The 15,171-nt window shown below is 57.3% G+C and carries 13 protein-coding genes; 3 read left to right on the top strand and 10 right to left on the bottom strand.

Annotated elements, in window-relative coordinates:
- Positions 1-22: 22 nt before the first annotated feature.
- From ACAW74_RS20550 to ACAW74_RS20525, 6 genes are all read right to left on the bottom strand, one after another.
- Complete coding sequence (locus tag ACAW74_RS20550; protein WP_370700106.1) at positions 23-2,440, bottom strand: ABC transporter permease; 2,418 nt, start codon at positions 2,438-2,440, stop codon at positions 23-25.
- 164 nt (positions 2,441-2,604) lie between these two features.
- Complete coding sequence (locus tag ACAW74_RS20545; RefSeq protein ID WP_370700105.1) at positions 2,605-3,984, bottom strand: M56 family metallopeptidase; 1,380 nt, start codon at positions 3,982-3,984, stop codon at positions 2,605-2,607.
- Complete coding sequence (locus ACAW74_RS20540) at positions 3,981-4,352, bottom strand: BlaI/MecI/CopY family transcriptional regulator (protein ID WP_370700104.1); 372 nt, start codon at positions 4,350-4,352, stop codon at positions 3,981-3,983. The genes ACAW74_RS20545 and ACAW74_RS20540 overlap by 4 nt, the downstream gene beginning before the upstream one ends.
- A gap of 84 nt (positions 4,353-4,436) precedes the next feature.
- On the bottom strand, positions 4,437-5,351 hold the full coding sequence (locus tag ACAW74_RS20535) for a winged helix-turn-helix domain-containing protein (RefSeq protein ID WP_370700103.1): 915 nt from the start codon (positions 5,349-5,351) through the stop codon (positions 4,437-4,439).
- Between the two features lie 14 nt (positions 5,352-5,365).
- Positions 5,366-5,809 (bottom strand): hypothetical protein, encoded by a 444-nt coding sequence (locus ACAW74_RS20530; protein ID WP_370700102.1) that lies wholly within the window; start codon positions 5,807-5,809, stop codon positions 5,366-5,368.
- Positions 5,810-5,837: 28 nt separating this feature from the next.
- Positions 5,838-6,245 (bottom strand): hypothetical protein, encoded by a 408-nt coding sequence (locus ACAW74_RS20525; RefSeq protein ID WP_370700101.1) that lies wholly within the window; start codon positions 6,243-6,245, stop codon positions 5,838-5,840.
- Between the two features lie 308 nt (positions 6,246-6,553).
- Here ACAW74_RS20525 and ACAW74_RS20520 point away from each other — a divergent pair, with 308 nt between their 5' ends.
- From ACAW74_RS20520 to ACAW74_RS20510, 3 genes are all read left to right on the top strand, one after another.
- Positions 6,554-8,146: a hydrolase gene (locus ACAW74_RS20520; RefSeq protein ID WP_370700100.1), complete on the top strand. Its 1,593-nt coding sequence runs from the start codon at positions 6,554-6,556 to the stop codon at positions 8,144-8,146.
- Between the two features lie 141 nt (positions 8,147-8,287).
- Positions 8,288-8,698: a hypothetical protein gene (locus tag ACAW74_RS20515; protein WP_370700099.1), complete on the top strand. Its 411-nt coding sequence runs from the start codon at positions 8,288-8,290 to the stop codon at positions 8,696-8,698.
- Between the two features lie 156 nt (positions 8,699-8,854).
- Positions 8,855-9,040, top strand: coding sequence for a hypothetical protein (locus ACAW74_RS20510; protein ID WP_041257307.1), 186 nt, complete (start codon positions 8,855-8,857; stop codon positions 9,038-9,040).
- Positions 9,041-9,117: 77 nt separating this feature from the next.
- Here the strand turns inward: ACAW74_RS20510 and ACAW74_RS20505 are convergent, their stop codons facing one another.
- From ACAW74_RS20505 to ACAW74_RS20490, 4 genes are all read right to left on the bottom strand, one after another.
- Entirely contained in the window at positions 9,118-11,346 is a 2,229-nt protein-coding gene (locus tag ACAW74_RS20505) for a xanthine dehydrogenase family protein molybdopterin-binding subunit (RefSeq protein WP_370700098.1), read from the bottom strand.
- 20 nt (positions 11,347-11,366) lie between these two features.
- Entirely contained in the window at positions 11,367-12,365 is a 999-nt protein-coding gene (locus ACAW74_RS20500) for an FAD binding domain-containing protein (RefSeq protein ID WP_370700097.1), read from the bottom strand.
- Entirely contained in the window at positions 12,362-12,994 is a 633-nt protein-coding gene (locus tag ACAW74_RS20495) for a (2Fe-2S)-binding protein (RefSeq protein ID WP_370700096.1), read from the bottom strand. Before ACAW74_RS20495 ends, ACAW74_RS20500 begins: the two co-directional genes overlap by 4 nt.
- Before the next feature lie 109 nt (positions 12,995-13,103).
- A complete protein-coding gene (locus ACAW74_RS20490) occupies positions 13,104-15,158 on the bottom strand; it encodes a glycoside hydrolase family 3 protein (protein ID WP_370700095.1) in 2,055 nt (684 codons plus the stop codon).
- Positions 15,159-15,171: the final 13 nt, after the last annotated feature.

The following is a 15,171-nucleotide window of genomic DNA, read 5'->3' as shown; positions in this document are numbered from 1 at the left end:
ACTCGCTCAACGAACAAGGGCGTTACTCGCTCCGTAGCGACTGCACCGGATTCATCAGGGCGGCTTTGATACTTTGGAAGCTCACGGTCAGCAGGGCGATGGCGACGACCAACGTACCCGCACCGGCAAACACCCACCATTCAATGTCGATGCGGTAGGCGAAATCGGCTAGCCAGCGGTTGATGGCCCACCAGGCCAGCGGCGAGGCAATCAGGATGGCAATCAGCACCAGTTTCAGGAAGTCTTTGCTCAACAACGCTACGATACTGCCCACGCTGGCACCCAGCACTTTCCGCACCCCAATCTCTTTTGTCCGCTGTTCGGCCGTGAACGTAGCCAGCCCAAACAGGCCCAGGCAGGCGATCAGAATGGCGAGACCGGCAAAGATCAGCACCACCTGCGCCATGCGTTGCTCGCTGCGGTAGAGCGTGTTGAGGTACTGGTCGAGGAAGGTATATTCGAAAGCCGAGTTCGGCAGGTTTTTGCGGTAAGTCGCTTCCAGCTGCTGCATGGTTCCGGGCAGGTTCTGGGTACGTATCTTCACCAGCATAAACTGCCGACTCTCGGTATTGGCGTTGTGAAACGCGTAGGCGCCGATGGGCTTATGCAGCGATTCGAAATGAAAATCGTCGACTACGCCCACAATCTCGGCGCTGTTCTCAAACAGGCCCGGTGCAATCTTGCCAATGGCCTGCTCGGGCGTATAGCCCAGGAAATCGACGGCCGTTTTGTTCAAAACGACCTGTACAGTCGTATCGGTTTCGTTTTCCGTATCGGGCTTATCCGACTTGGCCGCTGGTAAGGTTTTGCCCGCCAGCAGTTTCAGCCCCAATACCTTGATGAACGTCGAGTTGACCCGGTTGGAGGTGATTTGCAGATAGCTCTTATCGTCGATGGGCTTCGACAGGCTCCGGCCGCTGCCGCCGCCGCCCGGATACACCTGTGCCCGGCTGATCTCATCGACGCTGCTCAGCGCCCGCAGGTCGTTGCTCAACGCCTGCACCTGATCGGGGCTTTGTGCGGCGGCCGTCGTGATCGCCACCACCTGCGTGGGGTTATAGCCGAGCTTGCGTTGCTGGATAAACTGCAATTGCCGATAGAACAGCAGCGTACTGATAATCAGCACCAGCGAGGCCACAAACTGCGTAACCACCAGCGACCGCCGCAGAAAACCACCGCCCGAGCCCGCCCGGAACGACGATTGCAACAGCCCACGAATGGAAAAGCCCGACAGCACAAACGCCGGATACCCACCCGCCAGCAGCGAAATCCCGACGCCCAGCCCCAGCAAGCTCAGCAGCATACCGGGCGTAAGCAACGTTCGGATAGACAGGGCTTTGTCGGCGATAGTATTGAACACCGGCAGGCAGGCAATCACGAAGCCAATCCCTATTAATAGCGAAACCAGTACGACCAGCACGGTTTCAGCGTAGAAGCGGGCCATCAACTGCGAGCGCGTAGCTCCCGCTACTTTGTTGATACCTACCTCTTTGGCCCGAACCTGCGCCTGCGCCGTGGTCAGGTTCATGTAGTTGATGCAGGCAATCAGCAGTACTACCACGGCCAGCAACAGCAGTATCGTCACCTGCCGGGCGTCGCCGATGCGGGTGCTGCTTACGTTGTTGAGGTTGGCTGATTGTAAATGAATGTCGGTTAAGGGTTGTAGGTACAGGCTATAGAATCGGTTGTCTTTGGGTACGTTCTTCGCCACGATCGCTTCCATCTGTCGCTCCAATTGCGCGACGTCGGCGTTGGGGCGAAGCAGCAGGTACGTCTCGAAACTGGCATTACTCCAGCTTTGATTAGTCGGGTTACTCGCCCATTTGACGCTCGCAAACGAGCCGATCAGATCGGCATCGAGCGACGACGTAGCGGGCAGATCGGCATAGACGCCGGTTACTTCAAGCTGATGTTTATGATCGACGTCGAGGACTTTGCCCAGCGGATTTTGTGTACCGAAATAGCGGCGGGCCGTGTGTTGGCTCAGCACCACCCGATTGGGGCCAGCCAGCGCGGTGGCGGGGTTGCCCAGCAGCAGGGGTACGTCGAACACGCCAAACAGCGTGCTATCGGCCCAGTACAGCTTGGTTTCGGCAAACTCCCGATTCGCCGAATTGACGAATGCCGTTTGGCCAAAGTTGTGTCGCAGCAACCGCACCTGATTCTCCACGCCGGGTAGTTGTGCCTTCATGGCTGGCCCAACCACGTTCGGCGCGTTGCCCCACTGTTCGGTTTTCCCGTCGAACGACACGTTGAGGTTCACGCGCGCGATGCGATCGGCTTTGCTGTGGTGTTTATCGAACGCCAGTTCGTCGGTCGCATAGAGCAGCAACATGAGCGCCACGGCCAGGCCGATGGCCAAACCAAGGCTATTGAGCAGCGTAAACAGGCGGTTTTTGAGCAAACTCCGCCAGGCGATTTTCAGGTAGTTACTAAGCATAAAAAACCGGTAAGGTCTTTTTCCAGACATTACCGGTTTGATCGTCCAAGAGCCGTGCCATCCTGACTAACCCCTTGATTAGTAAGGCAAAACGTAGTTGATTAAGTAGTACCCTGTCCACTTTCGGACAGTCGCTCGTCCGAATCAGTACGATCCTTAAACCGCTACCATTTGGTTACTTTGACGAACACAAGCGGGTTCGCTTCCTGTCTCTTTTTGTAGACTTCGAAGCCGGCTCGCGTATAGAGAGAAACCGCCGTTTTCTCATTCGCCCCCTCCCCATATGGTGAAAGCCGGTAGAAGGCAATATCATCAGCGGTCAATTTGTTGGCGGCAAAGTCTTTAACTTCCTGTCCATCAACATGGACGGGGCCATATTTGGCTTTGTTTTTATAGTCGTTGAGGTAAACGGGCGATATGGCTTTGGGCCGCTCGGGCAGCAGACAGACAACGTACCGTTTCTCATTTTGCGTGAGATCGGCGTATTTCCGGCGAACCCACTTGTCGGGCGCGGATGAATCAGGAACAGCCACCATAACCTGACTAAACCAGCGCTCTACTTCCGCAATCTGCCGGTTGGTAGCGGGTGGAAATTGCGGCAACCGGCTGAGGTCCGGCCCTTCGTCGGTCGTTCTGGTAGGCAAATCGCCCCGTTGACCCACAGGGTCCTTAGACGAGGCTGGCGTAGATGCCGTTGTGGTTACCAGCAGCGTGGCAATTCCAAAAACGAGGGCGATGGTCCCCCCGGCAAACCAGGTGCGGGCGGGCGATGCATATTTGGTCATCATGAGCAGGCGTTGTTTTGTGGTTTGAAAAGTCAGCGTACTGACCAGGGCAGGCAGGGCGGTCGCGCGGGTCAGTTTATCGAGTAAAAGGTGCTGATAACCAGGTACGTTACCAAAGGCGATGTTGACAGCTTCGTCGGCCAGAAATTCGTGGTTGCGCTGCATGGCGCGTTTCAGCCAGATCAGCAGCGGGTTGAACCAGCTGAAACACAGGACCAGTTCGATGAGAAGAACGTCGAGCGAATGGCGCTGCCGAATGTGGGCCAGTTCGTGGGTGAGCAGTTCGGGTTCGAGGGTACCCGTTTCCAGCGCCGCTTTCGAGACAAATAAGTAGTTCAGAAACGTATGGGGAAGTACGTCGGCGGGTAACGACACCAGCCAAACGCCCCGAAACGATTGGGAGCCATACCGACGTACCTGCGCGACGAGCTGATACAGGTTGCGGGCAAACCGACTAAGCATGAGCAACGTACCGGCAACGTACAGCCAGAGCCAATAATTGGGGGCAGGTTCGGCCGCTGCGACGGCCTGGGTCGGTAGGCTACTTGTCGGGATAAACAGCGCCACGGCCGAGGGTTTCGCTACGGGCTGCGGCAAGGGCACCTCGATGGTCAGCAAAGGAGCCACGAAGGCCACCACCAACGTACCCAGCAGGTAGGCCCGCTTGAGCCGATGTACCGGCTGATTTTCCAGAAAAAACCGATAAAAGCCCAGCAGCAACAGCAGATTCAGGGCCGATTCGAGCAGGTACGTCGTCATGGCTTTTTCCGGTCAATTTGTTCATCGATCAGGCGGCGCAGTTCGGTCAGTTCATCGGCAGAGAGATCGGTCTCTTTCGTGAAAAAGGAGGCAAACTGGGCCGCCGAATTGTTGAAAAAATTCTTGATCAGGCCGTTGACGTGGTTGGCGAAATAGGCCTCGCGGCTGATGAGCGCGTAGTACTCGCGGGTGCTGCCCCGCTCCCGGTAAGCAACGGCTCCTTTGTCGATTAGCCGCTTGAGCAAAGTGGCGACCGTGGTGGTAGCGGGCTTTGGCTCTTCGTAAGCGTCGAGCAGATCCTTCATGTACGCTGTCTCCAGCGTCCAGAGGTGTTGCATCAGTGTTTCTTCAGTGGCGGCTAGTTTCATATTCTATATTCGTAGTGATTACTCTACAAATGTAGAATCAAAAAACACAATGTCAAGCCCTTTCGCTCAATCTTGATAAATTTTTTACGAATGGATGACTTCGAGCCGGTAGCCAACCCCGTGAATCGTACCGATCCGAACGGTGGCGTCGGTGCTCAGCAGCTTCCGCAGGCGCGACACGAAGACGTCGACACTCCGGCCCACGATGATCCCTTCGTCTTCCCAGACCAGTTTGAGAATCAGGTTGCGTTCCAGCACCTGATTGGGATGGCTGGCCAGCAGGCGCAGCAGCTTGGCTTCGCGGTAGGTGAGGTTGTGGCTGGTGCTGCCTGCCAGTAGTGTTTGCCCGTTAACGTCAAGTACGGAGTTACCAAACTGCACCATCAGCGGGTTGGTTTCGGCGGTGGCCGGGTCTGTAGACGAGGCCGGTTCCGCGGGTGTAGTCGCCAGCGGTCGTCGCCAGGTTACCACCATCAATCCCGCCAGTAGGCTGATGACCGCCAGTACGGGCCAATAGCCAACCGACGGCGCGGGCGCGGCGGTAAACGTAAGCTGTAGCATGTAGCACCCTTCGGCCATCAGCCGACCGCTACAGGGCACTGTTTTTGAGTCGGTTAAGTCGCTCACCGAGTAACCCAATTGCAGGCGCCGGGTGCCGCAGTCGAGTACGGCCACGTCGTAGGGGGTCGCAATGCGGTGCAGTTGTAACGACTGTTGCAGCAAACCCGGCAGCGTGTCGTAGTTGAACGCGTGGTTCAGTTGAAGGCGGTAGGTGGTAGCGTTGAGTTGCTGCACGACCGGAATGCGCGACGTTGAGTCGCCCGTGGCCCGCAGCAGGTGGTGGGCTGTGCCCCGGAGCGCCAGATTGATTTTGTCGGCCTGGCGTTGGGGCTCCTCGCCAGCGGCAGGCGCTACCGACCGCACGAAGAGCAACCCCAACGCCAGCAGCAGGCTGATGGCTGTACCCAACACGACCCACGATTGTGAACGTACCTGCATACCTTGTTTATCTATTAACAGCCATCACCTGACCGCAGCAAAGGTAACCAATTGATGGTCTGTACCTTGATCAGACGAATCAGTTGCTTATTGGCTTGCCCTGCCGGTTCAATCAGCAGTTGATCACCCGGCTGGGCGACGGGCCAAAGTTCGTCGAGTTGAATCGAATAATTGGTCTGCTCGTTGGTTTCGGGCCAGCGCTGAATAACCATCTCCTGCCGTTTCAGCAACAGCCGAAAGGGTACGGCCTTGCGGTTCGCCGAACGCGGATCGCCTTGTACAACCGCCAGTTTACCCCGGCTGTTGATCATCACGGCATCGCCAACAACGGCGTAGCCATTTACCGTAACCGAACTGCCGGGGGCATCAGCCGACGCGCTTACCCAATTGGTAGACCGGAATGACATGGCCAGGCAACCTACTAGCAGCAGACCCAGCGTGTATTGTATCGTTTTCATGGATGTAATTGGTTAACGGATTATCATTTTAACGTACCTGAATTTCATTGTGAGGTAAAGCATATTGCCGATCGAGCGTCAGCAGCACGATCTGGTCGCCTTTCTTGCAAGAAGCCAGTACCCGCTCAATGGGCAGCTGCCGGTAGGTCTCGTCCGAAAACAGGTGCAATGTACCTGTGGCTCCATCTCGAACCGCGACTTTGAACGCGAGCTTGTCAACCCCCTCAACGCATTTCGGCGACAGGTTCACAGTCTTCACCGTCAGTTCGCCTTTGGCGTTGTTGGCAAGCTGGCATTTCCCGCCAGGCGTGTAGGCATCGACCAGCATTTTGTTGCCGACAAAAGCGGCAGAGCAGGTCGTAAACGATGACTGTGCGACAGCCGACGTACCCAGCCCGGTTAGCAGACTGAGGCCTAGAACAAGGGTATGTTTCATAACTAGTGCGAATTGTACTAGCCAAAACTAACCTTCTGCTGAGCAAGACTCGTAAATCGGCTGCAAAAGAATGTAAAGGAAATGTAAAAGTAGTTTTCAGCCTAATAATCAATCGCTTAACTCAGCATGTAACGACAACGCATGCACCTTTTCCAATAGCCAGATCGTTTGCTTAGCCTTTACTAAAGTGGCTTTCGGTAGTACCGTTCACGTAAAATAACCGAACCGTAACACTGGAAATCGAACCGTTCTATGATGAATGATGATTTTTGCATAAGTTCATAGTCATTCATCTAACCAACGCTCTAATGCTTAAAACTGCCTCGCTTAAAACCCTTTGCCTGACGAGCCTGACCGCCGCCTCGCTGTTCATTGCCTGCCAGCCCGACGCACTGGCTCCCACCGTTACTGCCGCTGCTACACTTCGCTCTGCCCGCGCGGCTATCACTCTTTCGGAGGGCTTCGAAGTAGGGTCTACCAGCCCTAAAACAGCCTACGACGTGTCGCCTACGGGTTCGGCAAGCGGCGACAACGTAACGCTGCAAGCCAAGTCGTGGAATCTCTACGACGCCCTGATCGCCAATTCCAGCAGCGACCGCAAAGCCGGTACGTGGTCGGCGCGGGTGCGGAATACGGGCAAAATCACGATGCTGTTCGACCTGACGACGGGCATCAGCAGCGTGACGGTTAAACACGCTATCTACGGCACCGACGGGGCCAGCCAATGGGGCCTGTGGTACTCGACCAACGGCGGCAGCAGCTGGACGCAGACCGGCACCGCCGTAACGACGACCACCACGCTTCAGACGCAAACCTTTACGCTGAACGTGACCGGCACCGTCCGGCTCGAAATCCGTAAGACATCGGGCGGCACCAACCGCATCAACATCGACGATATCGCCGTGACCGATAACGATGGCGGCACCACCCCTACCCCAACCGGCAAGAAGTTTCTGTTCGACGCCAGCCATTACGAAAACGCGGGTAGCGCCGACTGGCAAATCGACGCCGACGGTACCGAAAGCGTACCGACCTACACGGGTGGCACCACGGTAGAGACCAAAGCACAACGTACCCCGACGCCGTCGTACACGGGCATCACGTCGACTACACCCGAAACCTACTGGAAAGGCGGTATGTCGGCCTGGGCGGTTGAGCTGGTCAAACGCGGCAACTTTGTCGAAACACTGCCCGTGGGCACGGCTATCACCTACGGCAATAGCTCGAACGTGCAGGATCTAAGCAACTACAATGTCTTTGTGGTGGTTGAACCGAACCGGCTGTTTACGGCGGCAGAAAAAACCGCGATCATGAACTTCGTGGCTAACGGCGGCGGCCTGATGATGATCGCCGACCATACGGCTCCTTCCCTGACCGGCACCGACCCGAACGGCTACCTCCCCTCGGATCGGGACGGCGATGGCGCCGACTCGCCCCGCGTCTGGAATGACCTGATGACCAACAACGGCATTAACAACAGCAATCCGTTTGGCTTCCGGGTCGACTACATCGACATCGACGAGCAACCCACGACGAAGGTCTACACCGGCACCAACACCAACGCGCAGAAAGTACTGAACGGCACGGCCGGTACGGCCTCGAAACTGGCTTTCTACGCGGGGGCTACCGCTACGCTTTACCCAGCCAACAACGCCAACGTACAGGGCCTGTTCTGGCGCATGAGCAGTACCCTCAACGGCACAACCGGCGTCATGGCGCTGCTATCGACCTACGGAACGGGCCGGGTCGTGTTCATTGGCGACAGTTCCCCGTCTGATGATGGCACGGGCGATACCAACGACAACCTGTTCAACGGCTGGTCGGGCGATGCCCCAACGGGCTACACGTCGCACCCTGCGCTGCACCTCAACGCCTCGCTCTGGCTGGCGAAGTTGCAGTAGAGGCGTTACCCCTTTTCATCGACACATTTGGGTTGTTGGTCGGAGAATAGGGGGTAATGGTCGTTCGGGGAGAGCAAGGGATTAAACGGGGGCATGGGTTTCGGCTCTAACCAACAAACCAACAGAAAAACACAGACCATCATGAAGAAGTCAATGTTTGCCCTCGCTGCCATCGTGGCTTTACTCACTACCGGAACGACAATGGCACAACGTGGCCCCGGCTACGGTAATGCCTACCCAACCCCTAACCAGCAACGCTACGACGACATTCAGGACGAGATCCGGGTCGACAGGCTCGATGCCATCGTCGATCTGTCGCGGAAGCAGGAACGGCAGTTGCGCCGGATTGAAGAGCAGTACGACCGGCAGGGTCTGACGGCCGGTAGCCGCCTCTCGCCCCGCGAGTTTCAGCGTCTGAGCTACCAGAAGAACCAGGAGTTTATGAGCGTACTGACGCCCGTTCAACGCGATCGGCTGTATGCTTTTCAGGCCAACAACCGCCGGGGCGGCTACAACCGTGGAAACTACGGTGGCTACGGTCGGCGCGGCTAAACGCCTGATTCGATAGTACCCAGACGGGTGATGGTTATGAGGCGATTAAGTCTCCGGCCATCACCCGTTCTGGTATACGCCACAGACTAGTCGCGGCAAACATTTGCCGGACGAGCCTCGTTAGACGGTTCAGTTCACTATCAAATCACTCAACGAATGAATATTAAACGTGTGTTCGGCATTATCCTGACCCTGCTGGGTCTTGTGGGACTACTGATGGGCGGTAAAGACATGTTGTCGGGCGGCATTGCCCAGGCGTCGTGGGTCTACCTGCTTTTCGGTGCCATCTTCTTCTTCACCGGTATCAGCCTCATCCGTACCGTTAGCGATACATCTAGATAGTTTATTGGCCTGTGGCGTCATTAGCAGTGGTCATTTGCTGTACAGCTAAATAACTACCAATGATGCCACAGGCTTCTTTACACCAACACCTTATCGACTGTAATCGGCACGGCGCGGTGGCGCTTGCCAGTAGCGTGATAGATGGCATTGGCAATGGCCGACACGGTGCCGACGATACCAATTTCACCGATGCCCTTGGCCCCTGCCGGGTTCACGACGTCATCGTCTTCTTCTATAAAATAGCCTTCGATCGAGCGAATATCGGCATTGACCGGTACGTGGTATTCGGCCAGATTGGGGTTCATGATCCGGTTGGTACGCGGGTCGAATTTGGTTTCTTCATGAAGGGCCATGCTCAACCCCCACACCATTCCACCCAACACCTGACTGGTTGCTGTTTTAAGGTTGATGATTTTTCCCGCCGCATACGTACCCAGCAAGCGCGTAACCTGAATTTCGCCCAGCGCTTCGTCGACACGTACCTCGGCGAACACAGCACCAAACGCGAAAAACGAGTACTTCTCCTTCTCATCGCCCTGCTTCGACTGCACCTTGGCTTCGATGGGTTTCGAACCATTTCGTTTCAGCAGGCTCGCAAACGTTTCGCCTTTTTTGGGATCGGTTCGGAGTTGAAGTCGGCCATTTTCGGCCACGATCTCCGCTTCGGCTACATTGTACAAGGGCGATTTTTTATCCTTAAAGGCCATTTCTCGCGCCTTGTTCAGCACTTCTTTGGCCGCTTGCGTCACAGCCGAGCCCGTGCTGGCGGTACTGCGCGACCCACCTGACCCAACGGCCTCGGGGTAACGGCTGTCACCAGCGCTGAGGGTTACCTTGTCGGGCGTGAGGCCCAGTACCTCAGCAGCAATCTGGTTGACGATGGTGAACGTACCGGTACCGATGTCCTGTGTGCCGGTTTCGACCTGCACGCGCCCGTCGGGCAGCAGGCGCACCAACGCGTTTGACTCGCCCCGGTTCATGGGATACGTGGTGGTGCCCATCCCCATCCCGACGAGGTAGTTTCCGTCGCGCATGCTGCGGGGTTGCGGCGAGCGTTTCGACCAGCCAAAGCGTTCGGCGCCCTGCTGGTAACAGGCGCGCAGGCTTTTGCTCGAAAACGGCAGGTTTTTGTTGGGGTCGACCTCGGCGTAGTTTTTCAAACGGAACGCCAGTGGGTCCATCTTTACCTGCTCGGCCATTTCGTCGATGGCGCATTCCAAAGCAAACACGCCGGGCGCTTCACCGGGCGCACGCATGGGTGAGGGTGTACCGATGTTGGCTTTAACGAACCGATGCGTCGTTTCCTGATTGGGACAGGCGTAGAGCATCCGCGTGATGGTGCCCGACGGCTCGGCAAACTCGTCAAAATCGGAGGTTTGGGTAATCGAAAAATGCCCGGACGCCGTCAGCTTGCCTTCTTTATCCGCCCCAAACGTTAGTTGCTGCACCGTGGCCGACCGCGACCCGACCATGCCGAACATCTGATCGCGTTTCAGCACCAGCTTCACCGGCCGACTTACCAGCCGGGCGGCCATTGGCGCGAGCATCACGTGCGACCAGGTAGTGCCTTTGCTACCAAACCCGCCCCCGAGATACTGCGTCACCACCCGTACGTCGGTTTTAGGCATGCCAAACAGTTCGGCGATGCGTTTCTGGCAACCCGAAATTCCCTGCGTGGCATTGTAAAGCGTCAGTTTGCCGTCGGGTTCCCAGACCGCCACGAGGGCGTGGGGCTCCAGCGCGTTGTGTAGCTGCGTGGGTGTCAGGTACGTTTGCTCGAAGCGCGTGGCGGCTCCGTCCATACCCGCTTTGTAATCGCCGCGTTTCGTATCGACCTGATCATCTACGCGGGGCAGGCGCTCGGGGCGCTCGGCCTTGTTCTGGTTAGCTGGCAGCAAGGGTTTTACAGCGTCGGTGTTGTAGGTGACCTGTACCCGCTCAGCTCCTTCCGTAGCGGCTTCCAGGGTTTCGGCCAGCACCATCGCGATCGGCTGATTGTTGTAATGCACCAGATTGTCCTGAAACAGGTGCATCACCCGGTCGGTCGCCACTTCCGACGGCTTGTTTTTGTCGATGCCACCCAGCTTCGGCGCGTTTTCGTACGACATCACCGCCACCACGCCAGGTACGTTCATGGCCGCGGTGGTATCGAGTTTCTGGATGCGGCCGTTCGCTACGGTGCTCATCACCAGCACGCCATGCACCAGCCGGGGCGGTTTAATGTCGGCCGAATACCGGGCCGACCCGGTTATTTTCTGCTTCCCGTCGATACGGTCAACGGGATCACCAATGAGTTTCTTAGCCATAGGATAGATGGGCTTGAAGGTTACTGCACCGCAACGGTCTGCAACGCCCGAACGATGCTGTTTTCGGCCAGTCGGACTTTAAATGCATTGTGTTCGTGCGGTTTGGCGCCGGCCAGGAGTTGTTGGGCGGCGGCACGGAAGGTGGCCTCATCGGCCCGTTTACCAACCAGTTGCTGCTCTACCTCGGGCATGCGCCAGGGTTTATGCGCTACCCCACCCAACGCAATGCGCACGTCGCGAATGATGCCGTTTTCCACCGCCATACGCGTCGCGACCGATACCAAGGCGAAGGCATACGAGGCCCGGTCGCGGACTTTCAGGTAGTGTGATTTCCCGGCCAGTTTGGGCGTAGGCAGGTCGATCGCCGTGATCAGCTCATTAGGTTCGAGTATGGTGTCACGCTGGGGCGCATCGCCGGGGAGCCGATGGAAGTCAATCACCGGCACCGAACGGGTGCCATTGGGTCCCGAAATTTGCACCACGGCTCCAAGTGCGCTTAAGGCTACGTTCATGTCACTGGGATTGGTCGCGATACACTGTTTATCGCGCCCCGTCCCTTCGTTGGCCCCCAGAATGGCGTGGATACGGTTTTGCCCGCCAATGGCCCCGCAGCCCGAGCCGGGTGCCCGCTTGTTGCAGGGCTGGCTGGGGTCATAGAAGTAATAGCAGCGGGTACGTTGCATGAGATTGCCGCCCATCGTTGCCTGGTTGCGCAGTTGCGGCGAAGCCCCGGCCAGCAGTGCTTCCGACAGCAGTGGAAACTGCTTCTGCACCAGCGCATTGGCCGCCACGTCGCTGTTTCGGGCTAATGCGCCGATACGCAGTCCCGTTTGGGTTGATTGAATCTGCGTCAGCGGCAGGCGGCTGATGTCGACCAGTGCATCGGGGCTTTCCACGCCGTATTTCATCAGGTCGACCAGGTTAGTACCACCTGCAATGAAGCGAGTGGCCGGAGCGGCGCTGATGAGTCGGAGGGCGTCGGCAGGCTGATTGGCCTGTACGTAGTCGAAGGCTTTCATGCTGTTTTCCCGTTTTTCTGGACAGACTCAATCGCTTCGACAATACCCCGATACGCACCACAACGGCAGATATTACCACTCATCCATTCCCGAATTTCATCAGGCGAATCGGCGTGTCCTTCGCGGATGATGGCTACGCCCGACATCAGCTGACCGGGCGTGCAGAACCCACACTGGAAGCCGTCGTGTTTCACAAAGGCCTCCTGCAATGGATGAAGTTGATCTTTGCCGGGTGCCAGTCCTTCGATCGTCGTGATCTCGCGGCCCTGTTGCATAATGGCAAGCAGCAGGCAGGCATTGGCCGTACGGCCGTCGATGTGTACCGTGCAGGCGCCGCATTGTCCATGATCACAGCCTTTTTTAGAGCCGGTCAGGTCGAGCCGTTCGCGCAGCACGTCGAGCAGCGTTTCGCGGGGCTCGATGTCGAGTTTGTAGTTCTTTTTGTTGACCCGCAGCGTGACGGACCGTTTGCTGCCCGCTGGGGGGGCGGCGGCCAATGGCGCATCGGGCATGGTGGCGGCTTGCCCTACCAACGGGGGTAGCAATGCCAAACCCGCCAGTGCCGACGACTGCTTCAGGAACCAACGCCGGTTGGCACCGTCGATCAGGTACGTATGATTGTCTGCCATAACGAAAAAGTCGATATAGCAGACAACCCAGTCTATCGGACTGCTGTTTTAAAAGATAAGGCAGTGGCCTATAGCTTAGCCATAGGCCACTGCCGACCAGATTGACCGGCTAATACGTCAGGCCCTCGTCATACTTAAACAGGGCATATCCGGCTCCTTCCATGTAGCCAGGTACGTCCTCCATCTGCGCCTTGACGGCCTCGACGGAGCGTGGGGTGGTAAACGGCATTTTTCCGGTTGGCTTGAATTGACCCGTCACCACATCCAGCAGGGCATCGATGGTGGTGCCGAAAGTGGCCACAACGCCTTTTATCGATGTTGACGCGCCCTCTTTGTAGATCTCATCAATCACCCACGGGTTGGTGTAATTGATGGCCAGGATCGTTGGTTTTTTCGCACTGAGCGCATTTACATAGTTTACGTCGACCGCATTTTTCGAGAGCGAGAGTTCGAGCGGAGCCCCATCTGAGGCAAAGAGCGACCGCGAACCGGGCCAGATCCAAAGCAGAATCACGTCGGCTTCGTCGGGCGTTTTCACGAACTGAACGGGGTAGTTGCCCGTAGGCGTCAGCACGTCGCCGGGGCCAGTCGTTGGGCGTCCAGATTGCTTCTGGTACGATTCGACGTACACTTTCGTACCCGCCCGGAGCGGCAGTGTTTTTGCCTCGTTGCGCAGTAGTACGATGGATTTCCGCAGGGCCACATCGGCCCGTTTCCGAAACTCGGCGTTGCCCACGATCCGTTCGGCGGCAGCCTCATCGACATACGGATTCTCGAACAGACCCAGCTCAAATTTTTCGGTCAGCAGCCGCAGCACCGAATCATCAACCAGCTTCACATCGACCATGCCGCTTTTCACCGTCTCGAGCAGATTGGTTGGGTCGGCGGTACCGGAGTAGAGGTTGACCCCGGCTTCCAGCGTGCGCTTGTACCGCTCTTTGATGCTCAGGTTTTCGGCCCCCCACGGCATCATCTCAATCGGACCGGTATCGGAGTTAATGATCCCCTGAAAACCGAGTTTGGTGCGCAACAGATCGTGGATAACACCGCGGTTGTAGGCATAAGCAATAGGTTCGTAGGGCGTGCCGACGGGCAGCGAATAATAGGGCATGATGGCCGACGTACCGGCTTTGATGGCGGCTTTGAACGGAATGAGGTTGTTTTCGAACATACCTCCTGGAAAGACTTCGGTTTTGCCCCAGTCGAAGTGGGGGTCCTGCCCTTCTTTACCAGCCCCACCGCCCGGAAAGTGCTTGGTTGTCATGGCTACCGACGTGGGGCCTAGTTTGGTCTGCTGAAAGCCCAGCACCACCTCGGTGATCATCTTGGCGGCCCATTGCGCATTTTCGCCAAAGGTGCCGTCGACCCGTTGCCAGCGCGGTTCGGTCGCCAGATCAGCCATGTACATGTAGCCTTTCCGCAGGCCCACCGCCGCCCACTCCTGCCGGGCAATGTCGGCAAATTCGCGGGTCAGTTTCAGGTCGCGCATCGCCGCGAGGCCCAGTTCGCCCGGCCAGGCCGAGAAAGCGGTGCGGCCAACGCTGGTGCCGATGGCGGCGCTGCTGGTGATGTGGTTACGCGGATTGGAGGCTACGATTGCCGGAATACCCAACGGCTGACTTTCGCACAGAGCCTGCAATTTGTTGGCCCACTCAGCCGTGATGCGGGCGCTGACGTTGGCCCGCAGAATGAAATGCCTCAACTGAAACTGGGTCACGGCTTTGGTGGTCCCGGCGGCATTCATCAGGGGCGTAGGCAACGGCTTCCGCGTGAACATGTTCGTGCTGGCGGTCAGATCTTCCTCGTTGAAATCGCTGCTGATGGGTTCCTTGTTTTTGGGGCCTTCAAACGACCAGTCGTTTTTGAGTCGCGTGGTACTGATGAGCATGAATCCCACCTTTTGTTCCATCGACATCTGAGCCAGCAAATCGCGGCTTCGCTCGGCTGCCGGGAGACGCCAGTCTTCGTAGGGGTCGAGCCGCCCATTGCGGTTCAGGTCTTTGAATTGCGCGTTGCCAACAGTCAGCAAGGGGGCAGACCGCACTCCTAAAACGGGTTGTTTACGGGGTTGGGCAACGCTGCTACCGGCGGCGGCTAGGCACGCCAGGGTCAGGCTAACCAGCACCGCGCGGCGCTGGGAATCAAGGGTTAACGAAAAAGACATGATCGGCGAGTTT

The sequence above is a fragment of the Fibrella musci genome (genome assembly GCF_041321105.1).
Classification (GTDB): Bacteria; Bacteroidota; Bacteroidia; order Cytophagales; family Spirosomataceae; genus Fibrella; species Fibrella musci.
Note: the sequence above shows the minus strand (reverse complement) of the source record. Positions and strands in the feature narration are given on the sequence as shown.